Source organism: Burkholderia sp. 9775_39 (genome assembly GCF_015712225.1).
Taxonomy (GTDB): domain Bacteria; phylum Pseudomonadota; class Gammaproteobacteria; order Burkholderiales; family Burkholderiaceae; genus Burkholderia; species Burkholderia cenocepacia.
Map to the genome: position 1 here is coordinate 186,103 of NZ_JACCQC010000010.1, position 24,340 is coordinate 210,442.

Annotated in this window: 24 protein-coding genes; 8 read left to right on the forward strand and 16 right to left on the reverse strand. The window is 67.5% G+C overall.

All coding sequences use genetic code 11. The annotated features are described in order from the left end of the window. Nucleotides 1–9: 9 nt before the first annotated feature. The 6 genes from H0X90_RS16200 to H0X90_RS16225 all read right to left on the reverse strand — a co-directional run bounded on the left by H0X90_RS16200 (nt 10) and on the right by H0X90_RS16225 (nt 6,258). Nucleotides 10–1,029: an ABC transporter ATP-binding protein gene (locus H0X90_RS16200; protein ID WP_006490168.1), complete on the reverse strand. Its 1,020-nt coding sequence runs from the start codon at nt 1,027–1,029 to the stop codon at nt 10–12. Beyond that, nucleotides 1,026–2,018: an ABC transporter ATP-binding protein gene (locus H0X90_RS16205; RefSeq protein ID WP_048988809.1), complete on the reverse strand. Its 993-nt coding sequence runs from the start codon at nt 2,016–2,018 to the stop codon at nt 1,026–1,028. The genes H0X90_RS16200 and H0X90_RS16205 overlap by 4 nt, the downstream gene beginning before the upstream one ends. Nucleotides 2,019–2,020: 2 nt before the next feature. Beyond that, nucleotides 2,021–2,923, reverse strand: a complete 903-nt coding sequence (locus tag H0X90_RS16210; RefSeq protein ID WP_006490122.1) for an ABC transporter permease — start codon at nt 2,921–2,923, stop codon at nt 2,021–2,023. A gap of 13 nt (nt 2,924–2,936) precedes the next feature. Continuing rightward, on the reverse strand, nt 2,937–3,875 hold the full coding sequence (locus tag H0X90_RS16215) for an ABC transporter permease subunit (RefSeq protein ID WP_006490137.1): 939 nt from the start codon (nt 3,873–3,875) through the stop codon (nt 2,937–2,939). A gap of 11 nt (nt 3,876–3,886) precedes the next feature. Beyond that, nucleotides 3,887–5,500: a peptide ABC transporter substrate-binding protein gene (locus H0X90_RS16220; protein ID WP_077189889.1), complete on the reverse strand. Its 1,614-nt coding sequence runs from the start codon at nt 5,498–5,500 to the stop codon at nt 3,887–3,889. Between the two features lie 179 nt (nt 5,501–5,679). Beyond that, entirely contained in the window at nt 5,680–6,258 is a 579-nt protein-coding gene (locus tag H0X90_RS16225; protein WP_006490124.1) for a cupin domain-containing protein, read from the reverse strand. A gap of 496 nt (nt 6,259–6,754) precedes the next feature. Here H0X90_RS16225 and H0X90_RS16230 point away from each other — a divergent pair, with 496 nt between their 5' ends. Together H0X90_RS16230 and H0X90_RS16235 are read left to right on the forward strand one after the other, a co-directional pair. Next, nucleotides 6,755–8,275 carry a peptide MFS transporter gene (locus H0X90_RS16230; RefSeq protein WP_006490183.1) on the forward strand — a complete coding sequence of 507 codons (1,521 nt, stop codon included), beginning with the start codon at nt 6,755–6,757 and terminating at the stop codon, nt 8,273–8,275. A 120-nt stretch (nt 8,276–8,395) separates the two neighbouring features. After that, nucleotides 8,396–8,602 (forward strand): hypothetical protein, encoded by a 207-nt coding sequence (locus H0X90_RS16235; RefSeq protein WP_006490170.1) that lies wholly within the window; start codon nt 8,396–8,398, stop codon nt 8,600–8,602. Between the two features lie 42 nt (nt 8,603–8,644). On the opposite strand, the gene H0X90_RS16240 is transcribed toward H0X90_RS16235, so the two are convergent. The 3 genes from H0X90_RS16240 to H0X90_RS16250 all read right to left on the reverse strand — a co-directional run bounded on the left by H0X90_RS16240 (nt 8,645) and on the right by H0X90_RS16250 (nt 11,411). Beyond that, nucleotides 8,645–9,769 (reverse strand): OpgC domain-containing protein, encoded by a 1,125-nt coding sequence (locus H0X90_RS16240; protein WP_006490174.1) that lies wholly within the window; start codon nt 9,767–9,769, stop codon nt 8,645–8,647. A 429-nt stretch (nt 9,770–10,198) separates the two neighbouring features. Next, nucleotides 10,199–11,098 carry an EamA family transporter RarD gene (rarD, locus tag H0X90_RS16245; RefSeq protein WP_043204482.1) on the reverse strand — a complete coding sequence of 300 codons (900 nt, stop codon included), beginning with the start codon at nt 11,096–11,098 and terminating at the stop codon, nt 10,199–10,201. A gap of 16 nt (nt 11,099–11,114) precedes the next feature. After that, complete coding sequence (locus H0X90_RS16250; protein WP_006480292.1) at nt 11,115–11,411, reverse strand: acylphosphatase; 297 nt, start codon at nt 11,409–11,411, stop codon at nt 11,115–11,117. A gap of 152 nt (nt 11,412–11,563) precedes the next feature. Between H0X90_RS16250 and hpnA the strand changes: the two genes are divergently transcribed. Further along, nucleotides 11,564–12,571, forward strand: coding sequence for a hopanoid-associated sugar epimerase (gene hpnA, locus H0X90_RS16255; protein ID WP_006494341.1), 1,008 nt, complete (start codon nt 11,564–11,566; stop codon nt 12,569–12,571). Between the two features lie 108 nt (nt 12,572–12,679). Continuing rightward, nucleotides 12,680–14,095, forward strand: coding sequence for a hypothetical protein (locus H0X90_RS16260; protein WP_060266885.1), 1,416 nt, complete (start codon nt 12,680–12,682; stop codon nt 14,093–14,095). A 108-nt stretch (nt 14,096–14,203) separates the two neighbouring features. On the opposite strand, the gene H0X90_RS16265 is transcribed toward H0X90_RS16260, so the two are convergent. Next, nucleotides 14,204–15,391 carry a glycosyltransferase gene (locus tag H0X90_RS16265; protein WP_077189888.1) on the reverse strand — a complete coding sequence of 396 codons (1,188 nt, stop codon included), beginning with the start codon at nt 15,389–15,391 and terminating at the stop codon, nt 14,204–14,206. Between the two features lie 402 nt (nt 15,392–15,793). On the opposite strand from H0X90_RS16265, the gene ispH reads away from it, so the two are divergent. Both ispH and hpnH read left to right on the forward strand, forming a co-directional pair. After that, the gene (gene ispH, locus H0X90_RS16270) at nt 15,794–16,735 is read left to right on the forward strand and encodes a 4-hydroxy-3-methylbut-2-enyl diphosphate reductase (protein ID WP_006485062.1); all 942 of its coding nucleotides are present in this window, start codon (nt 15,794–15,796) and stop codon (nt 16,733–16,735) included. Between the two features lie 12 nt (nt 16,736–16,747). After that, on the forward strand, nt 16,748–17,908 hold the full coding sequence (gene hpnH / locus H0X90_RS16275) for an adenosyl-hopene transferase HpnH (protein WP_006480287.1): 1,161 nt from the start codon (nt 16,748–16,750) through the stop codon (nt 17,906–17,908). A gap of 156 nt (nt 17,909–18,064) precedes the next feature. Here the strand turns inward: hpnH and H0X90_RS16280 are convergent, their stop codons facing one another. The 3 genes from H0X90_RS16280 to H0X90_RS16290 form a co-directional block, all read right to left on the reverse strand. Continuing rightward, nucleotides 18,065–18,325 (reverse strand): hypothetical protein, encoded by a 261-nt coding sequence (locus H0X90_RS16280; protein ID WP_006485063.1) that lies wholly within the window; start codon nt 18,323–18,325, stop codon nt 18,065–18,067. 166 nt (nt 18,326–18,491) lie between these two features. Then, nucleotides 18,492–18,971 (reverse strand): hypothetical protein, encoded by a 480-nt coding sequence (locus tag H0X90_RS16285; RefSeq protein ID WP_006485040.1) that lies wholly within the window; start codon nt 18,969–18,971, stop codon nt 18,492–18,494. Between the two features lie 223 nt (nt 18,972–19,194). Further along, entirely contained in the window at nt 19,195–19,572 is a 378-nt protein-coding gene (locus H0X90_RS16290; protein WP_006485009.1) for a hypothetical protein, read from the reverse strand. 489 nt (nt 19,573–20,061) lie between these two features. Between H0X90_RS16290 and H0X90_RS16295 the strand changes: the two genes are divergently transcribed. Both H0X90_RS16295 and H0X90_RS16300 read left to right on the forward strand, forming a co-directional pair. Beyond that, nucleotides 20,062–20,415 carry a DOPA 4,5-dioxygenase family protein gene (locus H0X90_RS16295; RefSeq protein WP_006494334.1) on the forward strand — a complete coding sequence of 118 codons (354 nt, stop codon included), beginning with the start codon at nt 20,062–20,064 and terminating at the stop codon, nt 20,413–20,415. Nucleotides 20,416–20,533: 118 nt separating this feature from the next. Beyond that, entirely contained in the window at nt 20,534–20,959 is a 426-nt protein-coding gene (locus tag H0X90_RS16300; protein ID WP_077189886.1) for a nuclear transport factor 2 family protein, read from the forward strand. A 59-nt stretch (nt 20,960–21,018) separates the two neighbouring features. On the opposite strand, the gene H0X90_RS16305 is transcribed toward H0X90_RS16300, so the two are convergent. The 3 genes from H0X90_RS16305 to H0X90_RS16315 form a co-directional block, all read right to left on the reverse strand. Continuing rightward, nucleotides 21,019–21,639, reverse strand: a complete 621-nt coding sequence (locus H0X90_RS16305; protein WP_006494332.1) for a hemolysin III family protein — start codon at nt 21,637–21,639, stop codon at nt 21,019–21,021. 208 nt (nt 21,640–21,847) lie between these two features. Continuing rightward, the gene (locus H0X90_RS16310) at nt 21,848–22,054 is read right to left on the reverse strand and encodes a YbdD/YjiX family protein (RefSeq protein WP_006480280.1); all 207 of its coding nucleotides are present in this window, start codon (nt 22,052–22,054) and stop codon (nt 21,848–21,850) included. A 12-nt stretch (nt 22,055–22,066) separates the two neighbouring features. Next, entirely contained in the window at nt 22,067–24,145 is a 2,079-nt protein-coding gene (locus H0X90_RS16315) for a carbon starvation CstA family protein (RefSeq protein WP_006485014.1), read from the reverse strand. Nucleotides 24,146–24,340 lie beyond the last annotated feature (195 nt).

The following is a 24,340-nucleotide window of genomic DNA, read 5'->3' on the forward strand; positions in this document are numbered from 1 at the left end:
CACTTCACATCACGCCGCGCCCGCGCGGATGCACGCGACGCGCGCCGCCGAGCCGTGCCGTACTTCCGGCAGCGGCACGTCCTGCGCGCACGCGTCGATCGCGACCGGGCAGCGCGTGCGGAACGCGCAGCCGGACGGCGGGTTGAGCGGCGAGGGCATCTCGCCCGCCAGCAGCATCGGACGGCGAGCACGCTCGCGCGCCGGCTCCGGCGTCGGCGCCGCATCGAGCAGCGCCTTCGTGTACGGGTGTTGCGGCACGCCGTACACGTCCTGCCGCGTGCCGAACTCCATCACGCGGCCGAGATACATCACGAGCACGCGCTGGCTGATGGCCTTCACCACCGCCAGGTCGTGCGCGACGAACAGATAGGACAACGACAGTTCACGCTGAAGATCGCGCAGCAGGTTCACGATCTGCGCCTGGATCGACACGTCGAGCGCCGATACGGGTTCGTCGCAGATCACGAGCTTCGGCTCGCCGATCAGCGCACGCGCGATGCCGACGCGCTGGCACTGCCCGCCGGAAAATTCATGCGGATAACGCAGCAGGTGATGCGCGTTCAGGCCGACGCGTTCGAGCATCGTGACCACGCGGCGGCGCACTTCGGTGCGGCCGAGGCCGGCGTGATGCGTGACGAGCGGCTCCGCGACGACCTGCTCGATCGTCATGCGCGGGTCGAGCGACGCGAGCGGATCCTGGAAGATCATCTGCACTTCGCGCCGCATCGCGGTGCCGCGCAGGTGATCGGGCGCGACGGCCTGGCCGCGCCATTTCACGGTGCCGGCCGTCATCGGCACGAGGCCGATCAGCGCGCGTGCGAGCGTCGACTTCCCGCAGCCCGACTCGCCGACGAGCCCGACCGTCTCGCCGCGCTTCACGTCGAACGACACGCCGTCGACTGCGCGCAGCGTGCCCTTCGGCGACCACGGATAGCCGCCGAGCGGCACACGGAAATGCACCTTCAAGTTCTCGACGGACAGCAGCGTGTCGTCCGTCGCGCCGGCTGGGCGGCGTTCATCGACGCTCATCGCAGACCTCCCGTCAGATCGGCCACCGGGCGGTGGCACGCGCGCACCGCGCCCGCGGCGCCATAGGTTTCGAGCGCCGGGCGCGCGGCGCCGCAGCGTTCTTCCGCATATGTGCAGCGCTTCGCGAACGCGCAGCCGGCCGGCGCGGTGCCGGGCATCGGCGGGTTGCCGGGAATCGCGACGAGCGGCGCATCGTCCGCATCGGTCAGCCGCGGCAGCGCGTTGAGCAGGCCGATCGTGTACGGATGCGACGGCGCCGCGAAAATCGAGTCGGCCGGCGCGTATTCGACGGTGCGGCCCGCGTACATGACCATCACGTCGTCCGCGAGGCCGGCGACCACGCCCATGTCGTGCGTGATCAGCACGATCGCGGTGCCGCGCTCGCGGTTCAGCTCGCGCAGCAGGTCGATGATCTGCGCCTGCACGGTCACGTCGAGCGCGGTGGTCGGCTCGTCGGCGATCAGGATTTCCGGCTCGGACAGCAGCGCCATCGCGATCATCACGCGCTGCCGCATGCCGCCCGAGAACTCGTGCGGATACATGCGGATGCGGCGCGCCGCGTCGGGAATGCGCACCGATTCGAGTGCGTCGATCGCGCGCTTCGTGGCTTCCTTGCGCGACAGCCTGCGATGCAGCTGCAGCGTCTCGGTCATCTGCCGCTCGATCGTCAGGAACGGATTGAGCGACGTCATCGGATCCTGGAAGATCATCGCGATGCGGTCGCCGCGCACCGCGTTCAATGCGCGCGTATCCATGTCGAGCAGGTTGTCGCCGCGGTAGCGCGCGGTGCCGGTCGTCGTGCCGTTGCCGGCCAGCAGGCCGAGCAGCGCCATCACGGTCTGGCTCTTGCCCGAGCCCGATTCGCCGACGATGCCCAGTGTCTTGCCGGCTTCGAGCGAGAACGACACGCCGTTGACGGCGTCGATCGGCGGCGCATCCTTGCGCGTGAAGCGCACGCCGAGATTTTCCACTTCCAATAGAGCTGCCATCTTCAGCGATCCTTCGGGTCGAGCGCGTCACGCAGGCCGTCGCCGACGAAGTTCACGCAGTAGAGCGTCACGCACAGCATGACGGCCGGGGCCAGCAGCAGCCACGGCATCGATTCCAGTTTCTGCGCGCCGTCCTGGATCAGCACGCCCCAGCTCGTCATCGGTTCCTGCACGCCGAGGCCGAGGAACGACAGCACCGATTCGGTCAGCACGATGTTCGGCACCGAGACGGTCGCGTACACGACGACCACGCCGAGCAGGTTCGGCACGACGTGGCGCAGCACGATCGACCCCGGCGACACGCCGATCGCGCGCGCCGCGTCGACGAACTCGCGATTGCGCAGCGACAGCGTCTGGCCGCGCACGACGCGCGCCATGTCGATCCACGAGAACGCGCTGATGGTCAGCACGACCAGCATGAACGAGCGGCCGAACAGGGTCATCATCAGGATCGCGATCAGCAGGTACGGGATCGCGTACATCATGTCGACGACGCGCATCATCACGGAGTCGACGCGGCCGCCCGCGAAGCCCGCGGTCGCGCCCCACGCGACGCCGAACAGGCCCGACACGAGCGTGCCGAGCAGGCCGACCTCGATCGAGACGCGGCCGCCGATCAGCGTGCGCACGAGCAGGTCGCGGCCGAGCTCGTCGGTGCCGAACCAGTGCTGGTTCGCCCAGGTCGGCGGCAGGCTGATCGCGCCCCAGTCGCTCGCGGCGGGATCGGCCGCGAGCAGCCACGGGCCGACGAAGCACGCGAGCGTGATCAGCGCGAGCAGCACGAGGCTGAACACGGCCGCGCGGTTGTGAAGGAAGCGCGCGAACGCCAGCTCGAGCGGCGAGCGCGAACGCGGCGGCGAATCGGTCTGCACGGGCAGGCCGACGACGGGAGTGGTCGGAGTCATCGCTGTGCCTCGCTCAATAACGGATGCGCGGATCGAGCCACGCGTACGCGAGGTCGACCAGCAGGTTGAACAGCACCGCGCAGACGGTCGTCAGCACGACGAGGCCGAGCACCAGTGTGTAGTCGCGGTTGATCGCGCCGTTCACGACGAGCTGCCCGAGGCCCGGCAGCGCGAACACCGATTCGGTGACGACGGCCGCCGTGATCGACGTGATGCAGACCGTGCCGAACAGCGACACCACCGGCATCAGCGCGGGCTTCAGCGCGTGACGCAGCACGATCGTCGAGCCCGGCAGGCCCTTCGCGCGCGCGGTGCGGATGTAGTTGCTCGACAGCGTCTCGATCATCGAGCCGCGCATCACGCGCGCGAGCAGCGACACGTTGATGAAGGTCAGCAGCACGATCGGCAGCAGCCGGTATTGCCAGCCGCCGTCGCCCCAGCCACCGGCCGGCAGCCAGCCGTTGCCGGCCGACGTCTTCAGCAGGATCGCGAAGATCCACACGAGCACCGGGCCGAGCACGAACGGCGGCACGACGTTGCCGAAGTTGCCGATCAGCATCACGAAGCGGTCGATCACGCTGTCGCGGCGCACGGCCGCGACGGTGCCGAGCAGCACGCCGAGCACGATCGAGACCGGGATCGACACGCCGCCCACGCCGAGGCTCACCGGCAGCGCCTTCTTCACGAGATCGTTCACCGACCAGTCGACGTAACGGAACGACGGGCCGAGATCGCCGTGCAGCAGCGAGCCGAGATACAGCAGGTACTGCTTCCACAGCGGCTCGTCGAGGTGGTATTTCGCGTTCAGGTTCGCGAGCGTCGCGGCGGACAGCTGCTTCTCCGTATCGAACGGGCCGCCGGGCGTGAAATGCAGCAGCAGGTAGCAGACGGTGATGACCGCGAGGATCGTCGGCACCGCCCACAACGTGCGCCTCAATGCATAGGCCAGCATGATCGCTCCGCTCAGTGCTTGATCAGGTACAGGTCCTGCGAAGCACGCATGTCGATCACGTTCTTCAGCGAATAGCCGCCCACGTAGGGCTTCACGAGACGATCGGCCGAATACTGGAACAGCGGCACCATCGGCGTGTCCTTCATCGCCATGTCGTGCGCCTGCGTGAGCAGCGCGGTGCGCGCCTGGTCGTCGAGCTTCTGGTTGCCTTCGTCGACGAGCGCGTCCATCTGCTTGTTGCAGTAGCCGACGGTGTTCTGCGAGCTGCCGCAGCGAATCAGGTCGAAGAAGGTCATCGCGTCGTTGTAGTCGGCGAACCAGCCGTCGCGCGCGATCTGCACCTTGCCGTCATGCCGCTGCTTCATCAGCACCTTGAACTCGACGTTCTCGAGCTTCGTGGTGATGCCGAGCTTGGTGCGCCATTCCGATGCGGTGAACAGCGCGACCTTCTTGTGCAGGTCGTTGGTGTTGTACGTGAGCGTGAACGACAGCGGCTTCGCGTCCGAGTAGCCAGCCTGCTTCAGCAGGTCCTTCGCGGTCGCGATGCGCTTGGCCATCGGCCACGACGCCCATTCCGGCGTGAACGGCTGCACGCCCTTCGTGCCGTTCGGCATCAACCCGTACATCGGCTTCTCGCCGGCCTGCGTGAGCTTCGACGTCAGTACATCGCGATCGATCACCATCGACAGCGCCTGGCGCACGCGCTTGTCCTTCAGCGCCGCGTCGCTGTTGTTCAGGTAGTAGTAATAGGTCGCGAGCTGCAGGCCCGGGCGCAGTTCAGCGCCGAACTGCTTGCTGACCTGCTGGAAGATGCCCGACGGGATCGAGTAGCTGTAGTCGATCTGGCCGGCCTGGTACATGCGCATCGCGGTTTCGTCGCTTTCGATCGGCAGGTACGTGACCTTGTTGATCACGACCTTCGATGCGTTCCAGTACTTCGCGTCCTTCGTCGCCACGATGCGGTTGTTCGGCTGCCAGTCGACGAGCTGGTACGCGCCGTTGCTGACGATGTTGCCCGGGCGCGTCCATGCGTCGCCGAACTTCGCGACCACGTCCTTGTTCACCGGCGCGAGCGGCGCCATCGCGGTCAGTTCGGGGAAGAACGCGACGGGCACGTCGGTCGTCACCTCGAGCGTGTACGGATCGACGGCGCGCACGCCGAGCGTCGACGGCGCGGCCTTGCCCGCGATGATGTCCTTCGAGTTCTTGATGAACTCGACGAGGATCGTGTATTTCGAGCCCGTCTTCGGATCGACGAGGCGCTGCCACGAATAGACGAAATCGGCGGCCGTCACCGGCTGGCCGTTGCTCCACTTCGCGTCGTGGCGAAGCTTGAAGATCCACGTCTGCGGCGTCTTGCGTTCCCACGACAGCGCGACGCCCGGCACGACCTGGCCGGCCGCATCGATGCGCGCGAGCCCTTCGAACAGGTCGAGGCCGATCGTGTTGCCGGTCCACGATTCGATGTGCGCGGGGTCGAGCGACTCGACTTCGGCGGGCACCTGTCGCGTCAGGTCCTGTTGCGGAGCGAGCGTGACGTTGGACGGAACGGTCACGGCGTGGGCGACGGGCGTCGTCAGGGCGAGCACGGCCAGCACGGCCGACATGGCATGCAAGGATTTCATCGTGGCAGTCTTGAGAAGGTGTGTTCGGTGAGCGTCGCGCGGCGGATGCCGCGGCTTACGCGTGAGACGCTGACGGGTGCAGCGATTGAGGAGGCCCGTGGTTCTCGTATTGCATGTTAGTATTCCTTACATTTCTTTCGACAGGCATCCCGTCGAAGAAACGAAGGAATACCTGTGCGTTAGAACAGCCTCGGTGTCCCGACCCAGACCACCACCGACTCGATCTTCGCGGTGTTGACCCAGCTGTGCGGGACCGTCGACTGATAGTGCGAACTGTCACCGGCCTGCAGGACGAACGTCTTGCCTTCCAGCGTCAGCGACACTTCCCCTTCAATCACGTACAGGAACTCCTCTCCTGCATGTGTCGTCACCTCGGACCGTTTCTGCCCCGGCGGCATCCTCACGAGGATCGCCTCCAGCTGGCGCCCTTCGGACACGTTCGTCAGCCTCGCGAACAGGTTCGTCGAATCGGCGAACCCGAAGAAGCGCAACTGATCGCCTCGGCAGACCGAGCGTTCTTCACTCGGCGTATCCACGAAGTACTGCACCGTCACACCGAGCGCGTGGGCGATACCGGCCAGCGACGTCAGTGACGGCGACGCGAGCCCGCGCTCGACTTGAGACAGAAACGGCTTCGAAATCCCCGCGGCGGTAGCGGTGTCGTCGAGCGTGCGCTTCAGACGTTGGCGCAACGCGCGAATCTTGCTGCCGAGTGCGACAGCGTCTGCCGATCGCGAGTTTTCAGTGGGGGGAACCATAGCAGGCCGAAAAGTGATCGTCAAAAAATGTTTGATGGAAAGTAACTAAGTTAATTAGAGATAGCTTAATCTTCGGGTTCGTACACGTCTTCGGTGTTGAGCCTGGTGCACTAAACAGGGCACGAAGCGAACGAAACGACGCGCTATCTTGCCAGACTCGCCGGCTTCACAGGCAAGCTGCAAGCGGCTCTCCGGGAATCTTCGGAGGACCTGCGCCAATGCTTACAACTAGATGATGAGACGAATGTTGCTGAAAGCTGCTGCCACATCGGGAGTTTCCCTAGGTAGCGCCCACCTGTCGCACCGGACCGGCACCCGCTACCATGCGCGCGCCGGTCGGGGACCTTCCCCGCCCCATCAGGCGGTGTCCGACCCCGGCCCGGGCTAACCGCCCGACTGTTCCATCGCCTGCACAAGCCTATCCGGCCGATTGTGCACCGGCGCCAGTTCGACCCAAGACGACGCGTGATCCGTGCCGTCCGTTTCAACGAGATTGATGATGCATTCACCTGTTTCCCAAACCCGATCGTTTACGACGGTCTTCCTCATCGAAATGTGGGAGCGCTTCGGCTACTACGGCATGGCCGCGCTCCTGGTCCTCTTCATGGTCGACCGGCTCGGCTTCACCGACAGCCACGCGAACCTGACCTGGGGTGCGTTCACCGCACTCGTCTACGCCGCGCCGTCGATCGGCGGCTGGATCGGCGACAAGGTGCTCGGCGCCCGCCGCACGATGATCATCGGCGCGTCGGTGCTGTGCGCCGGCTACCTGATGCTCGCGGTGCCGAACGATCACCTGACGTACATGTATGCGTCGCTCGGCGTGATCGTCGTCGGCAACGGCCTGTTCAAGGCCAACGCGGCGAACCTCGTGCGCCGCATCTACGAAGGCGACGACGCGCGCATCGACAGCGCGTTCACGATCTACTACATGGCGGTCAACATCGGCTCGACGGTGTCGATGCTCGCGACGCCGTGGATCAAGGATCACTGGGGCTGGCACACCGCGTTCGCGGTCTGCTGCGGCGGCATGCTGCTCGCGATCCTCAACTTCATGCTGATGCACCGCACGCTCGCGCACGTCGGCTCGCAGCCGGACGACGAGCCGATCCGCTGGAAGCGCCTCGGCGCGGTCGCGGCCGGCGGCGTCGGGCTCGCGCTGATCACGCTGTACGTGCTGCAGCACAAGCAGCTCGCGGTCGCGAGCGTGTGGACGGCGGCATTCGCGATCCTCGCGATCTTCGCGTACATGATCGCGAAGTCGGAGCGCTCGGAGCGCGCGGGCCTGATCGCGGCGCTCGTGCTGATCGGCCAGGTGATCCTGTTCTTCATCTTCTACGTGCAGATGTCGACGTCGTTGACGCTGTTCGCGCTGCGCAACGTCGATCCGCGCTTCATGCTGTTCGGCACGACGCTGTTCACGTGGAGCGCCGCGCAGTTCCAGGCGCTGAACCCGATCTGGATCATGCTGCTGAGCCCGGTGCTCGTGTGGGTCTACAACGCCGTCGCGAAGGGCGGCCGCGACCTGCCGGTCGCGGCGAAGTACGCGCTCGGTTTCGGCGCGGTCGCCGCCGGCTACCTGGTGTTCACGATCAGCGGCCGCTACGCGGTCGACGGCCGCGTGTCGTCGTGGTTCATGGTGTGGGGCTACGGCCTGTACTCGCTCGGCGAGCTGCTGGTGAGCGGCCTCGGCCTCGCGATGATCGCCCGCTACGTGCCGGCGCGCATGAGCGGCTTCATGATGGGCGCGTATTTCGTCGCGACGGGCGTGTCGCAGTATCTGGGCAGCGTCGTCGCGAACTTCGCGCAGATGCCGTCGCACGAACTGCCGGCCACCGAATCGCTGCCGCTCTACCTGTCGCTGTTCGAGAAGCTCGGCTGGCTCGCCGCGATCGGCATGCTGCTCGCGCTGCTGCTGCTGCCGCTGATGAACCGCCTGTCGCGCCAGCATCAGCGCTGCACCGACGAGCGCCGCGAAGAAGCGCTGCAGGCGCAGGCCGCCACCGCCGCGCAGTAAGGACTATCCCTCGGCGTGCGGCTCGCACGCCACATTCTCCCGCCAGACACGCGAACGCGTCCTACACTGGTTGCAGGCAACGCATCCGCTTCGCGCGATGCGCACTGGCGGGAGAACACGATGAAAAGCAAGACGACGCGGCTTTTGAGGATTCTGTCGGACATCCGGCACGCGCAGCGCTGCACCGCGATGCGCGCCGCCCGGGCCGCGGCCGAAGCCGATGCGGTCCTCGCGGAGCGCGACGACCCGGCGCAGGACGAACGCGAAGACGCCGAATCCGACGACGCATCCGCCACGCCCCGCTCCCGTATCGGCTCACCTCACTGACGCCGCGCGGCGCCTGCCGCGCCGCCCGCATCCGTCGCGCGCCTACGCCGCCGCGCCGCGCCATCGCGCGATCCACGTTCCCGAACCGGCTACCGCCATCATCAGCCCGACCGCGCATGCGTCGGCCACGAGGCCCACGCCGACATGCCGCAGATCGGCGCTGCGCACGGCCGGATGCAGCAGCGAATCGATCACGAGCGAGATCGCCGCGCCCGCGACGAAGCAGATCAGCCCGCGCTGGCCGACCGCCACGACGGGCCGCACGCCCTGTGCGATCCGCGCGATCCAGCCGAAGCGCACGCAATCGGCCATCAGCCACGCGACGGCCGCGAAGCTCACGACGCGCGGCAGCGCGAGATCGCGCTTGAGCACGCCTTCCGGCACCGGCAGCCCCGAGAACAGCTTGTAGCTCGCGCAGCCGAGCACGATCGCGCATGCGAGCCCGGTCGCCGCGGCGCCCCAGCGGCCGAGCGCGATGCGGCGGTAGAACGGCTGGCAGCGCGCGAGCACGCCGGCGACGAACATCAGTTGCCACGCGAACGGATTGAAGCTCCAGCGGAAACCGTCGGTGTCCAGCAGTTCCGGGCCGAGCCAGCCCGCCGCCAGCCACGACGCGACGCTGAGCGCCACGAGCAGCCACGGATGGCGCCGCGCGAACGGCACCAGCACCGGCGACGCGAGCGCGAACAGCACGTACATCGGCAGCACCGACGCCAGATACGGCTGGCGCTGGAACGTCAGCAGCTCGGCGGCGCCCGTGAGCGGCGACGCGAGCATCACGCTGACGTCGTCGAGCGCGAGGTTCGGCGCATCGATCCCGTAGTGATCGAGCACCACCGACACGACGAGCATCAGCGTCGACGTCGCGAGAAACGCGCGGTAGATCTGCATCGCGCGCCGCACGAAACGCCGCTGCGCGGCGCGCGCGCCGTGCCGCTCGGCGATCGCGCCGTATGCGCTCGCGGTCGCGAAGCCGCCGAGGAACACGAACACCTCGGCCGCGTCGCACAGCGCGAACGCGTGCAGCGTCACGCGCGACAGCACGCTCGCGCCGATGTGATCGACGACGATCATCAACAGCACGAGCCCGCGGAAGAAGTCGATTTCGATCAGGCGGCCGCCGCGCGACGGCTGGACCGTGACGGAAGGCGGCGGGCTCAACGACATGAGCCCACCTGTGCGGCGGCGGTGCGACGCGCACCGTGGAAAGGATCGGGAAAAGGCAGGCGAGCGCGATCGGCGGCGATACGCGTATGCTCGCATCGCGCCAACCCGGCCGGCTTGGCGCGGAGGTGACCGTTCATGGAAAAGCTGCATACGAAGGGAAGTCGGTCAGGCCAGTCTAGTAGCCGATCAGGGGAGACCCTAAGTAACAAAGTGCAACCGAATCTTCTGTTCGATTACAAGCGCGAGCGTTGCGCGGCGAAGCAGGCAGCGTCGCCAGATTCGCGTCAGCGCGTCGCCAGTTGGCGGTCAGGATCGAGGGATTCGGCGGGAGTCGGCGGAAGTCGGCAGCGCCACGCGCGGTGTTCGACGTTCGGGATGAAGCGCGCTGCGCGGCACGTTTCGCACGGCCGGCGCATCGCGACGAGGCGATTATCCGCGCGCGGGCAGGCGCCGCATCAGCATCGCGCTGTGCCACGCGGTCAGCGCGACGGCGATCCAGATCGGCCCGTACGTCGCGAGCTGCGCGACGCTCAGCGTTTCACCGAGCAGCAGCAGCGACACCACGACGAGCAGCACGGGCTCGACGTAGCCGAGAATCCCGAACAGCGCCATCGGCAGCATCCGGCTCGCCTTCAGGTAGCTCGCCAGCGCGAGCGTGCTGAGGATGCCGAGCCCCGGCAGCAGCACGGCCCACAGCAGCGGATGGCCGGCGACGCGCGTGGTGCTCGTCGCGACCATCGCGAGCGCGATCGGGCACAGCAGCGCGATCTCGATCGCGAACGCGGCCAGCGAATCGGCGTTGATGCGCCGGCGCAGCACGAAATACGGCGGATAGCCGAGCGCGACGACCAGCGTCGGCCATGCGAACGCGCGCGTCGCCCACACCTCGTGCGCGACGCCGAGCGCCGCACAGGCGACCGCCGCCCATTGCAGCGGGTCGAGCCGCTCGTGATAGTAGAAGCGGCCGACGAGCACCATCGTCAGCGGCAGCAGGAAATAGCCGAGCGACACTTCGAGCATGCGGCCGTGCAGCGGCGCCCACAGGAACAGCCACAGCTGCACGCCGAGCAGCGCCGCGCTCACCGGCAGCGCGATCAGCAGGCGCCAGTCGCGCGCGCTGCGCCGCGCCAGCCCGACGAGCGCCGGCCAGCGGCCGCGCAGCGCGATCAGCGCGAGCGCGCCCGGCGCGGTCCACACGACGCGCCACGCGAAGATGTCGAGGCCCGTGAGCGGCGCGAGCAGTTTCGCGTAAGCCGACATCAGCGCGAACAGCGTCGACGCCATCACCGACAGCATGAGGCCGCGCCCCGCCTCCGGATACCCCGTCATGATCGTTGTGCGCCTCTTACTGCTGCTGGAAGCGTTCGAAGCGCTTCTCGGTCCGGCGTTCCTCGAACGTCACCTCGGTCACGCGCGCGGCGGGCGGCCCGTGGCGCAGCCATGCGAGCATCCGGTCGATCTGCGCGCCGGGCCCCTGGATCATCGCCTCGACGGTGCCGTCCTCGAGATTCGCGACCCAGCCGCGCAGCTTCAGCGCATGCGCCTCGCGCACCGTCGCATGACGAAAGCCGACGCCCTGCACGACGCCGCGCACCCGCACGTAGTAGGTCTCGATCCGTTCGTCCAGCTCATTGCGGCTCATTGCGTCGCCCTCCCGTTGCATTCAAGCCCGGCATTGTAGTCGCGTCGGCCGCTTCGCACACGCGCCGGCCGGGCGTCGCCGCGCACGCCGACCACGTACAATCTCGCCGATGCCCAACCGCCGCGCCGCCCGCGCGGCCCTGAAGGAAACGCATGACTGATACCTCCCGCGATCTCGTTCTCGTCACCGGCGCGTCCGGTTTCGTCGGCTCGGCCGTCGCGCGCATCGCGCAGCAGAAAGGCTATGCGGTGCGCGTGCTGGTGCGCCCGACCAGCCCGCGCACGAACGTCGCGGATCTCGACGCCGAGATCGTCACCGGCGACATGCGCGACGAGGCGTCGATGCGCGCCGCGCTGCGCGGCGTGCGCTACCTGCTGCACGTGGCGGCCGACTACCGGCTGTGGGCGCCCGACCCCGACGAGATCGAGCGCGCGAACCTCGAAGGCGCGGTCGCGACGATGCGCGCGGCCCGCGCGGCAGGCGTCGAGCGGATCGTCTACACCAGCAGCGTCGCGACGCTGAAGGTGACGAGCGCCGGCGATCCGTCCGACGAGAACCGGCCGCTCACGGCCGAGCAGGCGATCGGCGTCTACAAGCGCAGCAAGGTGCTCGCGGAGCGCGCGGTCGAACGGATGATCGCCGACGAAGGGCTGCCGGCCGTGATCGTCAACCCGTCGACGCCGATCGGCCCGCGCGACGTGAAGCCGACGCCGACCGGCCGCATCATCGTCGAGGCCGCGCTCGGCAAGATTCCCGCGTTCGTCGATACGGGGCTGAACCTCGTGCACGTCGACGACGTCGCGCACGGCCACTTCCTCGCCCTCGAGCGCGGCCGGATCGGCGAGCGCTACATCCTCGGCGGCGAGAACCTGCCGCTGCAGCAGATGCTCGCGGACATCGCGCAGATGACGGGCCGCAAGGCGCCGACGATCGCGCTGCCGCGCTGGCCGCTGTACCCGCTCGCGCTCGGCGCCGAAGCGGTCGCGAAGTTCACGAAGAAGGAGCCGTTCGTCACCGTCGACGGGCTGCGGATGTCGAAGAACAAGATGTATTTCACGTCGGCGAAAGCCGAGCGCGAGCTCGGCTACCGTGCGCGCCCGTATCGCGAAGGGCTGCGCGATGCGCTGGACTGGTTCGGCTCGGCGGGCTACCTCAAGTAACACAAAGCGGCGCACCTCGCGCCGCTTTGCGCACTTTGTTACACGTCGCGCGCGGACCGGCATCGGCGCAGCGGTTAAAATCGCGGGTCTTACGCAGAGAAGACACGCATGAACCTGAACGATCAGATCGCTTCGCTCGCCACGGGCGTCGATCAGCTCCTCCACGATCACCACGCCGCGCAGCAGGCGGCACGCAGCGCGGAAGCCTTCGCGCGCGCCGCGGCAGCGGAAGCCCGGGCCGCGGCCGAGCGCCACGCCGCGGCGGAAGCCGACGCGCAGGCCGCCGCGCAGCGCCACACGGCCGCTGCCGCCGATGCCGAAGCCGCGCAGCGGCGCCACGCCGATGCCACCGCCGCCGCCGAAGCGGCCGCCCAACGTCATACGGATGCCGCCGCGCAGGCCGAAGCCGCTTCGCAGCGCCATGCGGAAGCCACCGCGCTGACCGAAGCGCTCGCGCAACGTCACGCGGATGCCGAAGCCGCGTCGCAGCGTCACGCGGCGGCGATCGCCGAAGCCGAGGCCGCCGCGCAGCGTCATCACGCCGCCGCGACCGAAGCCGAAGCGGCCGCGCAACGTCATGCCGCGGCGACCGCCGAAGCGGAAGCCGCCGCGAAGCGCCATGCGGAAGCGACCGCCGAAGCCGAAGCAGCCGCGCAGCGCCACATGGCCGCGATTGCCGAGGCCGAGGCGCTCGCCCAGCGTCACACGCAGGCGCTCGCCGACACGCAGGCCGCCGCCCGGCGTCACGACGAAGCCACCGCGGAGGCGGAAGCCATCACGCAGCGTCACGCCGAAGCGATCGCCCAGGCCGAAGCCGCCGCGCAACGCCACGCCGAGGCGACCGCCGAAGCCGAAGCCCTCACGCAGCGCCATACCGAAGCGATCGCTCAGGCTGAAGCGGCCGCGCAGCACCACGCGAAGGCCATCGCCGACGCCGAGGCGCTGGTCGAGGCCGTCGTCAAGGAAGCCGCGACGAACGCGGTGGCCGCCACGGCGGTGACGGCCGAAGCCGTCGAGCCGGCACCGGCGGATACGCCGGCAGCGGAGCCGGCCGTGCACGCAGTCGCGCCGGTTGCGGCCGAAGCAGCCGAAGTGCCGACTTCAGGCGCCGACGCCGAAACCGCGATCGTCCCGGCGGCGCAAGCCGGCGCCGCGGGTGAAACCGAAACCGACAGCGACACCGTTGCCGCGCCGGCCGACAAGGCGACGCTGCACGTCGCGCGCCCGTCCCAGAACGAACTCACGCTGACCATCAACGGCGAATCGATCACGCTGCATCCGGAGCAACTGGGCCAGCTGATCGAGGAACTCGCGCACGCACGCGCGTCGATGCAGCCGGAGCCGCCGCCCGGCATTCCGGCCGGCTGGCGTTTCGTGACGACGAAGAACCCGATGATGGCCGTGCAGAAGCAGTCGAACGGCGACCGTCTGCTGGTCGCTCGCCACACAGGCTACGGCTGGGTGCCGTTCACGTTCTCGCCGGACGTCGTGGTCCAGATGTACATGATGCTGACCCAGCGGTAAGCGCCGGCATCGGTATACGACACGGCAGAAAATAAAACAGCCCGACCGGTTCGCACCGATCGGGCTGTTTGCTGTCCGGCTGCCGGGAGGCATGCCTCCCGGCCCCGTTCAGCGATCCACCGGCGCCTGCACGCGCGCCTTCCACTGGCCGCCCTTGCCGCGCCAGTAACGCCACGCGGACGCGAACGTCGCACCCACATAGAACAGCGCGACGAGCGGCAGCGCGGGCGCCCACAGCGGCGAGCGCCGGTAGTAGCGCAGCATCGGCGCATACGCGGCGCACATCGACGCCCACGCGAGCCAGGCCGGCCATGCACGCGCGCCGTAGGCGAGCGCGACGACGGGCGGCACCAGGTAGATGATCGTCATCCCGAGCAGCGTGCCGGCCAGCAGCAGCGGCGAATAGTGCAGCTGCGTGAACGCGGTGCGCGCGATCATGTTCCAGATGTCGCGCCAGCTGTCGTACGGGCGCAGCGACACGCTGCGATCGGCGAGATCGAGCCGGATCGGATGGCGGCCGCTGCCGCGGTGCTTGATCTGCGCGGCGAGGCTGCAGTCGTCGATCAGCGCGCCGCGAATCGATTCGATGCCGCCCGCTTCCTCCAGCGCCGTGCGCTTCACGAGCATGCAGCCGCCGGCCGCACCGGCCGTCCGGTTGCGCGGGTTGTTGATCCACGAGAACGGGTACAGCTTCGCGAAGAAGAACACGAACGCCGGAATCAACGCCTTTTCCCAGAACGAGTCGCAGCGCAGCCGCACCATCAGCGACACGAGATCGCGACGCTCGGCCTGCGCACGCGTGACGAGTTGCGCGACGGCGTCGGGCGGATGGCCGATGTCGGCATCCGTCAGCAGCAGGTAGTCGGCCGGCAGGCCGAGCGTCTGCACGGCCGCGATCCCCTGCGACTGCGCCCACACCTTGCCCGACCAACCGGCCGGCAGCGGCTTCGCGGTCAGCACCGTCAGCCGGTCGGCGCGGTTGATCGCGAGCGCGGCCGCGCGGGCCGCGTCGGCGGTGCCGTCGTCGCTGTGGTCGTCGACAATGATCAGATGGAATTCGCCCGGATAGTCCTGCTCGAGCAGCGAAGTCGCCGCGCGAGCGATCACGTCGGCTTCGTTGCGCGCCGGCACCACGGCCACGACGGCCGGCCAGCCCGCCTCGGCCACCGCGCCGCGAGCCTCGGGCGGCAGCGGCCGCGCGGGCTGCGCGCGCCAGAAGCCGCCGCGCGCGACGAGCAGCACGATCCAGATCACCAGCGACAGGCCGGACACCAGGAAAGCAAGCGCCAGCATCATCGGCCTGCCTCCTGCCGCCCGCGGGCCGGGTAGGAATTAATAGGGGTCGGGAACAAAACGCCCGAAACCGCACGGGCGGAAGGGCAATACGCGTAAGAATCGACGGTCATCGAATGGCCTTGAAATGAGCGCGACGCCGGGCAGCCGGAGCGGCCGCCCGCGAAACCGCGTAGTTTACTGGGTTCCGCGCCCGCCAGCGCCGACGCGGCTCTCCCGCAATTGCAACGGTGCCGACACAGCACCAAAGCACGGACGGCCCGATAGGGTTAAAATGCGCGATTAATTCGGGGTTCCGGGGCCTGGCCGGCCGGTTCGTTCCTGCCTTCATAACATCAAGCCGGGGCGAGCGAGCGAGTGCCAGCTCCTCGAACCCCGGCGTCTGTCGTCGGAGTTCGCTCACCTATGCGAGTCATCCTTGCCCAGCCCCGCGGCTTTTGTGCGGGGGTTGTCCGTGCGATCGAGATCGTCGATCGCGCGCTGCAACAGCACGGTGCGCCGGTCTATGTGCGTCACGAGATCGTGCATAACCGGCATGTCGTCGAAAATCTGCGTAATAAAGGGGCACGATTCGTTGAGGAGCTCGACGAGGTGCCGCACGGCGCTGTCGCGATCTTCAGCGCGCACGGTGTCGCCCAGACGGTCGAGCGCGACGCGCAGACGCGCGGGCTCGACGTGCTCGACGCAACCTGCCCGCTCGTCACGAAAGTGCACGTGCAGGGGCGCCAGTACGTCGCGGCGGGCCGCCGGCTGATCCTGATCGGCCATGCGGGCCACCCGGAAGTCGAGGGCACGATCGGCCAGATTCCGGCCGAGGTGATCCTCGTGCAGAGCGAAGCCGAAGTCGATACGCTGACGCTGCCCGTCGATACGCCGGTCGCGTACATCACGCAGACCACGCTGTCGGTCGACGACACGCGCGGCATCATCGAAGCGCTGCAGCGCCGGTTCACCGACCTCGTCGGCCCGGACACGCGCGACATCTGCTATGCCACGCAGAATCGCCAAGCCGCCGTGCGCGAGCTGAGCGAACAGGTTGACGTGCTGCTCGTCGTCGGTGCGACGAACAGCTCGAACTCGAACCGCCTGCGCGAGATCGGCACCGAAAGCGGTGTGCCGAGCTATCTCGTCGCCGACGGCTCGGAAGTGAAGGCCGAATGGTTCGCGGGCGTGCAGACGGTCGGCCTGACCGCCGGCGCGTCGGCGCCCGAAGAAATGGTCGAGGATGTAATCAGCGCGCTGCGCGCGCTGGGGCCCGTCGATGTCGCGACGATGGCGGGCCGTGAAGAAAAAGTCGAATTCAAGTTGCCGGCGAAGCTCACGCAAGCTGTCGCCCGCGAAGTTTAAGGAGGACATCCCTTGTCTATTCCGCTGCTCCAGCAAGTCCGTGTCGGCGCCTACATCGTGCGCCAGCACCTGTCCGGCAACAAACGCTATCCGCTCGCGCTGATGCTCGAGCCGCTGTTCCGCTGCAACCTCGCGTGCAACGGCTGCGGCAAGATCGATTATCCGGATCCGATCCTGAACCAGCGCCTGTCCGTCGAGGAATGCCTGCAGGCCGTCGACGAGTGCGGCGCGCCCGTCGTGTCGATCGCCGGCGGCGAGCCGCTGCTCCACAAGGAAATGCCGGAAATCGTCAAGGGCATCATGAAGCGCAAGAAGTTCGTGTACCTGTGCACGAACGCGCTCTTGATGGAAAAGAAGATGGACGACTACCAGCCGAGCCCGTATTTCGTCTGGTCGGTCCACCTCGACGGCGACAAGGACATGCACGACCATTCCGTGTCGCAGGAAGGCGTGTACGACAAGGCGGTCGCGGCGATCAAGGAAGCGAAGCGCCGCGGCTTCCGCGTGAACATCAACTGCACGCTGTTCAACGATGCGATCCCCGAGCGCGTCGCGAAGTTCTTCGACACGCTGGGCCCGATCGGCGTCGACGGCATCACCGTGTCGCCGGGCTACGCGTACGAGCGCGCGCCGGATCAGCAGCACTTCCTGAACCGCGACAAGACGAAGAACCTGTTCCGCGAAATCCTGAAGCGCGGCGAAGGCGGCAAGCGCTGGTCGTTCAGCCAGTCGTCGCTGTTCCTCGACTTCCTGGCCGGCAACCAGACGTACAAGTGCACGCCGTGGGGCAACCCGGCGCGTACGGTGTTCGGCTGGCAGAAGCCGTGCTACCTGGTCGGCGAAGGTTACGTGAAGACCTTCAAGGAACTGATGGAAACGACGGAGTGGGACAACTACGGCGTCGGCAACTACGAGAAGTGCGCGGACTGCATGGTCCACTGCGGCTTCGAGGCGACGGCCGTGATGGACACGATCTCGAACCCGCTGAAGGCGCTGCGCGTGAGCCGCAAGGGCATCAAGACCGACGGCCCGTTCGCACCGGACATCTCGATCGCGAAGCAGCGTCCGGCCGAGTACGTGTTCTCGCGCCACGTCGAGATCAAGCTCGAGGAAATCCAGCGCGCCGGCAAGGGCAAGCTGCAGAAGCCGGCGAAGTCGGCAACGGCCGCTTAAGTCGCGCGTTGCGCCGCGAGAAGGTTCGCGCCTTCGCAGCGGCTGGAATCGAAAAAGCGCCACGGAGTTCATTCGCTCCGTGGCGCTTTTTGTTTTGACGGACGCCGTGTGACGCGCAGCGCTTGCGCCCTGCGTGCGGGGGCGAACGTCGGTTGCCTAGCTTCGCGACTCCGCCGCGGCGATCAGCTGCCAGGCGGTCGGCCCCGGATCGAGCAGCGGGTCGGACGGCGGATCGAGATCGTGCGGATGCGCTTCCTCGGACGGCAACGTCTGCGCTTTCGCAATGCCGATTTCGTCGCCGCATACGGTGCATCGATAGATGCCCGCCACCGTCACCTTGCTGCCCGGCGGCAGATTCTCGCTGAATGCGCGGCCACTTCCGCACGTGAAGTAGCCGCCGCTCCTGTATAGCGCCATCGCTCCTCCTGACCGAAACGAATGCGTTCGCGCCGACACGCACGTTCGTCGCAAACGCGAGGATGGATCGTCGTCCGGACACGCCGGGTTCCAGTCATGGCATTAGACGGCGCGCGGCCGCGCGATGGAATCGGACGCGTATGAAACACGGCCCGTGGGCAGCCACTCAATGCAGAACGGCCGGCTCCCGCATCTTCGCCGCGGCCTGCGCGACGAGCCCCGGCTGTTCGGCAGAGGCGAACGTGCAGACATGACGCCACAGCTCAGCCAGCCGATGCCGCGTGAGCGTCGCGACGCACGCGTCGTTCGCGGCGAGCACGCGTTCGAGTACCGCGCATTCGTCGTCGTGCAGCGTCCATGCCCCGCTTTGCGCGGCGCGCGCCACGCTCGCGTCCAGCACGCGCTCCGCGTCGACGCACAGGTCGATGGTCGCATCGGGAGAGACCGCATCGTCGAGCGCGAGGAACACCAGATACACGCTCGTGCGCAGCCGCATCAGCAGCGTTTCGCTACCGTGCTCGCCGCGCAGCGCGACCAGCGCCATGTGGCATTTCAGCGAGATGTCGCGGGCATGCGCGGGCGGCAGCGGCAGCAGCCATTCGCGCGTCAATGGCGGATGGCGACGACCTTTTCGGGCAGCCTTCATGATTCGCCCCCGCTCGCGGACACGTCGCCCTTCGCCGATCCCGGCCACGCGCCACGGCACACGACGGCGCCGCGGCCCGCGTCGCGCAGGGCGTTCGCCCGGCGTCGCATGCCGTGTACATCGGCGCGCCGTCGCGTCGAGCCCGCTTCCGGCAGCCTGCGTATCGCCGACGCACGCCACACGCCGGACAATCGGTTGGGGCATGCCATGTTCGTCTCCTGCATCAAAACGTGTTCTCGCCCTTCAGGTAGTACGCGGTTTTCACGAAGAACGCCTTCACCGGATGGCCGGTCTGCGCGTCGCGGGCCGCCCGCGCTTCCATCGCGGCCTTCTCGTCGCGCCACCGGTCGGGCATCGGGTTGTTCACGCGCGCGAGGGCGCGCTGCATCGCGAGCGGATAGTTCTGGTTGCCGGCCGTCGTCGCGCGATAGCCTGCGCGCGTCATCTGCATCAACTGCACATCGGTCTCGGCACGCGCCGCCGACCAGGTCAACGGCGCGGCATGCGGGGTGTCGCCAGCGCCGATCGACTGCGCAAAACCGACGGCAGGCAGCGCAACCAGTGCGCAGGAAAGAACAGCAACGGGAACGAGGGATCGCATAATGGCCTCCAGATGGTTGTCTCCGCATCGATCCATCATCGATGCGTTGAAATCATCGTATGTCGGGCCGCATCCCGCTTGAATAGCCGAATCCGCAATTGTTATTTTCAGGTGCGGCATTCGGCGTGCGCACCGCGTCATTCGCGAATCCCGCCGGCATGGAATTTCTTTATTTCATTCAATGACCTGATCGGATTTTTAGCGACGATCCGGTGGGGCGCTCACGCCGCTCTTTCAATTTTCGAAATGACGTGTTGCCGGTGCGATGCCGGCCAGCGCGCCCGCCCGCAAGGCTCCGGCGTGATATCGCGCACGCGGATCGCGCCGAAACGATCTCAGCGGATCGGCCGATTCTCCTGATGCAGGACAAATCATCCGCATCGACTTGCCGGATCGAGACACGACGCAAGCGGCGAGGACGCGCGATAATCACGCATCGGTCGTTTCGCACGGCATCTCACGCATTTCACTTTTTAATCGAGTCCCTCCATGGCTGCCCTCGACATTACCGCCATCGACAGCTGGCACGCGCACGTCTATTTCGATGCGGCGAGCCGCGACGCGGCCTGGGCGTTTCGCCAGGTCGTCGACGCGCGGTTCGGCGCGGTCATCGAACTCGGCCGCTTTCACGAACGCCTCGTCGGCCCGCATCCGGCCTGGTCGTACCAGATCGCGTTCGACGCCGCCCGATTCGACGACATCGTGCCGTGGCTCGTGCTGAACCACGGCGCGCTCGACATCTTCCTGCATCCGAATACGCACGACGAACTGCGCGACCATCGCGATTGCGCGGTGTGGATCGGCAAGTCGTATGCGCTCAATCTCGACGCGCTGGCCGGCTGAGGGCCGACGTCCGGCCGCGTTCGCCGCGGCGGGGCATCCACGTTTCGGGTCGACGTGAAACGTCTCGCGACGGTACGCCCGTACAGTGGTTTCCGTGATCGACTTCCGGAAACCCGCCATGACACCCGCAGACACCGACGCCGACACCCGGCGCATCCATGAAGACTGGCACGCCGCCGTCGTCGCCCGCGACCTCGACGCGCTGATGTCGCTGTATGCCGACGACGCGGTGCTCGAAACCCCGCTCGTCGTCGCCACGCTGCCCGCGCACGGCTCCGGCGTGCTGCACGGCAAGGCCGCGATCGGCGCATTCTTCGCGGCCGGCCTGCGCAATCCGGACAACCCGCTCGGGCGCTGGTACCGGACCGGGCTGTTCTTCTCGAATGGCCGTCAGCTCGTCTGGGAATACCCGCGCGCAACGCCGGACGGCGATCAGGTGGATCTCGTCGAAGTGATGGATCTGCGCGACGGGCTGATCGCGCATCATCGCGTGTACTGGGGATGGGTCGGGTTCAGCGCGCTGCGCGGCGCCGCGCGCCGGTAGCGCCTACTCCGGCCGACGCGCCGCGCACGCGGCGTCACCCGCTCGACGCCCCGTGCCGCTCACGCGACATACATCGCGACACTGACGAACTGGCACAGGCTGCCGGCCAGTACGAAAAGGTGCCAGATGCCGTGGCCGTGGCGGATGCGTTCGTCGTTGATGAAGAAGTAGATCCCCGCGCTGTAGATCACGCCGCCGGCCACGAGCCACGCGGTGCCGATCGGCGGCAGCGCATGGATCAGCGGACGCACGGCGACGAGCGCGAGCCAGCCCATCAGCACGTACAGGATCATCGACAGCAGGCGCGTGCGGCGCCCGAGCGTCAGCTCCTGCACGATGCCGAACACGGCGAGCCCCCAGCTCACGCCGAACAGCGACCAGCCCCACGGGCCGCGCAGCGTGACCAGCGTGAACGGCGTGTAGCTGCCGGCGATCAGCAGGTAGATCGCCGAATGGTCGCATTTCTGCAGGATCGCCTTCAGGCGCGGGTTGCGCACGCTGTGATACGCGGTCGAGATCGCGTAGAGCAGGATCAGCATCGCGCCGTACACGCTGAAGCTCACCACCTTGTACGGGTCGCCTTCGAGCGCGCCCATCGTCACGAGCGCGACGAGGCCGGCCACCGACAGTACCGCGCCGACGAGATGGGAAATGCTGTTGAAACGCTCACCGGCATGCACGACGTGTTCTCCTGCGGGGCCATCGGGAAAAGAGGGAGCCCTATGATACCGGCGGCCGGATATCGCCGTGCTGCGCCCGGGCAAACGGCTGGCGCGCGCCGTGCGAGGCGCGCCGCCGGCCCGCCAAAGAAAAAGCGCCGCGACATTCGTCGCGGCGCTTCCCTTTCGATCACCGGACCGATTCGTCAGGTGATTGCAACGGCCCGGTTCAGCAACACTTCCCGGCACCCGACCCGTAGCGCGCATTCTGACGCTCGCGGAAGAATTCCTCATACGTCATCGGCTCGCGGTCCGGATGGGTTTCGCGCATGTGCGCGACGTAGGTATCGTAGTCGGGCAGGCCGACCATCAGCCGCAACGCCTGCCCGAGGTAACGCCCCGCGCTGCGCAGGTCGCTGCCAAGATCGCTGAACATCGCGGCCTCCCCTTAACGTCCGCTGCCGAGCGCCTGCGCGGCCGGCATCGCTTCGTACGGCGTCTCGCGCACGGTCGGCTTCGACTCGCGGCGAGCGCGCAGCACGGCGATCACGCCGTACACCGCGATCGCCACGACGACGAAGATGAACAACCCGGCCAGCGCCGCATCGATGTAGTCGTTGAAGATGATCCGCTTCATCTGCGCGATCGACTTCGCCGGCGCGAGGACCTTGCCTTCGTCCACCGCGGCCTGCAGCTTCGCGGCGTGCGCGAGGAAGCTGACCTTCGGGTTCGCGTCGAAAATCTTCTGCCAGCCGGCCGTCAGCGTGCAGATCAACAGCCAGACGGTCGGCACGATCGTCACCCACGCATAGCGCTCGCGCTTCATCTTGAACAGCACGACGGTGCCGAGCACCAGCGCGATCGCGGCGAGCATCTGGTTCGAGATGCCGAACAGCGGCCACAGCGTGTTGATGCCGCCGAGCGGATCGACCACGCCCTGGTACAGGAAGTAACCCCACGCAGCCACGCACAGCGCGGTGGCGACGAGGTTCGCCGGCAGCGATTCGGTACGCTTGAGCGCCGGGTGGAACGTGCCGAGCAGATCCTGCAGCATGAAGCGGCCCGCGCGCGTGCCGGCATCGACGGCCGTCAGGATGAACAGCGCCTCGAACAGGATCGCGAAGTGATACCAGAACGCCATCATCGCTTCGCCGCCGATCACCTGGTGCAGGATGTGCGCCATGCCGACGGCCAGCGTCGGTGCGCCGCCCGCCCGCGCGATGATCGTCGTTTCGCCGACGGCCTTCGCGGTCTGCGTCAGCATGTCGGGCGTCAGCACGAAGCCCCATTGCGTGACGGTGTTGGCGACCGCTTCCGGCGTCGAGCCGAGCACGGCGGCCGGCGCGTTCATCGCGAAGTAGATGCCCGGCTCGATCACGCACGCGGCGACCAGCGCCATGATCGCGACGAACGATTCCATCAGCATCGCGCCGTAACCGATGAAGCGCGCGTTGGTTTCGTTGTCGATCAGCTTCGGCGTCGTGCCCGACGAGATCAGCGCGTGGAAGCCCGACACCGCGCCGCACGCGATCGTGATGAACAGGAACGGGAACAGGTTGCCCGACCACACCGGGCCCGTGCCGTCGACGAACTTCGTCAGCGCGGGCATCTTCAGTTCCGGTGCGACGACCAGGATGCCGATCGCGAGGCCGAGGATCGTGCCGATCTTCAGGAACGTCGACAGGTAGTCGCGCGGCGCGAGCAGCAGCCACACCGGCAGCACCGACGCGACGAAGCCGTAGCCGATCAGGATCCACGTGAGCTGCGTGCCGCTGAACGTGAACCACGCGGCGAGCGTCGGCGAATCGTGCACCTGCTGGCCGAACGCGATCGACGCCATCAGCAGCACGAAGCCGATGATCGACACTTCGCCGATGCGGCCCGGACGGATGTAGCGCGTGTAGACGCCCATGAACAGCGCGATCGGAATCGTCGCGGCGACGGTGAACGTGCCCCACGGCGAATTGGTCAGCGCCTTCACGACGATCAGCGCGAGCACCGCGAGGATGATCACCATGATCAGGAACGCGCCGAACAGCGCGATCACGCCGGGCACCGTGCCGAGCTCCATCTTGACGAGATCGCCGAGCGAACGGCCGTCGCGGCGCGTCGAGATGAACAGCACGATGAAGTCCTGCACCGCGCCGGCGAACACGACGCCGGCCAGGATCCACAGCATGCCGGGCGTGTAGCCCATCTGCGCGGCGAGCACGGGGCCGACCAGCGGCCCGGCGCCGGCGATCGCGGCGAAGTGATGGCCGAACAGCACGTACTTGTTGGTCGGCACGTAGTCGAGGCCGTCGTTGTACTTGACCGCCGGCGTCATCCGCAGCCCGTCGAGCTGCATGACCTTGCTGGCGATGAAACGGCTGTAGAAGCGATACGCGATCAGATACACGCAGACTGCGGCGATCACGATCCAGAGGGCACTGACGCGCTCGCCGTGCGCGAGTGCGATCGTGCCGAATGCGAACGCGCCGAGTAGCGCGACCGCGATCCAGAGCAGGGTACTGGAAGCCCGATTCATGGCGTCTCCTGGTCTCCAATGTGTTTTTGAGTGGATGCGGCGAGGGCCGAACCCGCGTGACGTCGATGCGCCGTGCCGCAGCCTCGCGGAGACTGCGGCGATGGGCCGTAGTATTCCGCGCGACGGGGGCCGCTTACAAGCGGACAACTACGTATGACGATCTACGTAGAATTACGTAGATCGTTGGCGCGTGCA

Coding starts and splice junctions, on each gene's coding strand:
- H0X90_RS16200 (WP_006490168.1), bottom strand. CDS start 1,029: ATGAGCGTCGATGAACGCCGCCCAGCCGGCGCGACGGACGACACGCTG.
- H0X90_RS16205 (WP_048988809.1), bottom strand. CDS start 2,018: ATGGCAGCTCTATTGGAAGTGGAAAATCTCGGCGTGCGCTTCACGCGC.
- H0X90_RS16210 (WP_006490122.1), bottom strand. CDS start 2,923: ATGACTCCGACCACTCCCGTCGTCGGCCTGCCCGTGCAGACCGATTCG.
- H0X90_RS16215 (WP_006490137.1), bottom strand. CDS start 3,875: ATGCTGGCCTATGCATTGAGGCGCACGTTGTGGGCGGTGCCGACGATC.
- H0X90_RS16220 (WP_077189889.1), bottom strand. CDS start 5,500: ATGAAATCCTTGCATGCCATGTCGGCCGTGCTGGCCGTGCTCGCCCTG.
- H0X90_RS16225 (WP_006490124.1), bottom strand. CDS start 6,258: ATGGTTCCCCCCACTGAAAACTCGCGATCGGCAGACGCTGTCGCACTC.
- H0X90_RS16230 (WP_006490183.1), top strand. CDS start 6,755: ATGATGCATTCACCTGTTTCCCAAACCCGATCGTTTACGACGGTCTTC.
- H0X90_RS16235 (WP_006490170.1), top strand. CDS start 8,396: ATGAAAAGCAAGACGACGCGGCTTTTGAGGATTCTGTCGGACATCCGG.
- H0X90_RS16240 (WP_006490174.1), bottom strand. CDS start 9,769: ATGTCGTTGAGCCCGCCGCCTTCCGTCACGGTCCAGCCGTCGCGCGGC.
- rarD (WP_043204482.1), bottom strand. CDS start 11,098: ATGACGGGGTATCCGGAGGCGGGGCGCGGCCTCATGCTGTCGGTGATG.
- H0X90_RS16250 (WP_006480292.1), bottom strand. CDS start 11,411: ATGAGCCGCAATGAGCTGGACGAACGGATCGAGACCTACTACGTGCGG.
- hpnA (WP_006494341.1), top strand. CDS start 11,564: ATGACTGATACCTCCCGCGATCTCGTTCTCGTCACCGGCGCGTCCGGT.
- H0X90_RS16260 (WP_060266885.1), top strand. CDS start 12,680: ATGAACCTGAACGATCAGATCGCTTCGCTCGCCACGGGCGTCGATCAG.
- H0X90_RS16265 (WP_077189888.1), bottom strand. CDS start 15,391: ATGATGCTGGCGCTTGCTTTCCTGGTGTCCGGCCTGTCGCTGGTGATC.
- ispH (WP_006485062.1), top strand. CDS start 15,794: ATGCGAGTCATCCTTGCCCAGCCCCGCGGCTTTTGTGCGGGGGTTGTC.
- H0X90_RS16280 (WP_006485063.1), bottom strand. CDS start 18,325: ATGGCGCTATACAGGAGCGGCGGCTACTTCACGTGCGGAAGTGGCCGC.
- H0X90_RS16285 (WP_006485040.1), bottom strand. CDS start 18,971: ATGAAGGCTGCCCGAAAAGGTCGTCGCCATCCGCCATTGACGCGCGAA.
- H0X90_RS16290 (WP_006485009.1), bottom strand. CDS start 19,572: ATGCGATCCCTCGTTCCCGTTGCTGTTCTTTCCTGCGCACTGGTTGCG.
- H0X90_RS16295 (WP_006494334.1), top strand. CDS start 20,062: ATGGCTGCCCTCGACATTACCGCCATCGACAGCTGGCACGCGCACGTC.
- H0X90_RS16300 (WP_077189886.1), top strand. CDS start 20,534: ATGACACCCGCAGACACCGACGCCGACACCCGGCGCATCCATGAAGAC.
- H0X90_RS16310 (WP_006480280.1), bottom strand. CDS start 22,054: ATGTTCAGCGATCTTGGCAGCGACCTGCGCAGCGCGGGGCGTTACCTC.
- H0X90_RS16315 (WP_006485014.1), bottom strand. CDS start 24,145: ATGAATCGGGCTTCCAGTACCCTGCTCTGGATCGCGGTCGCGCTACTC.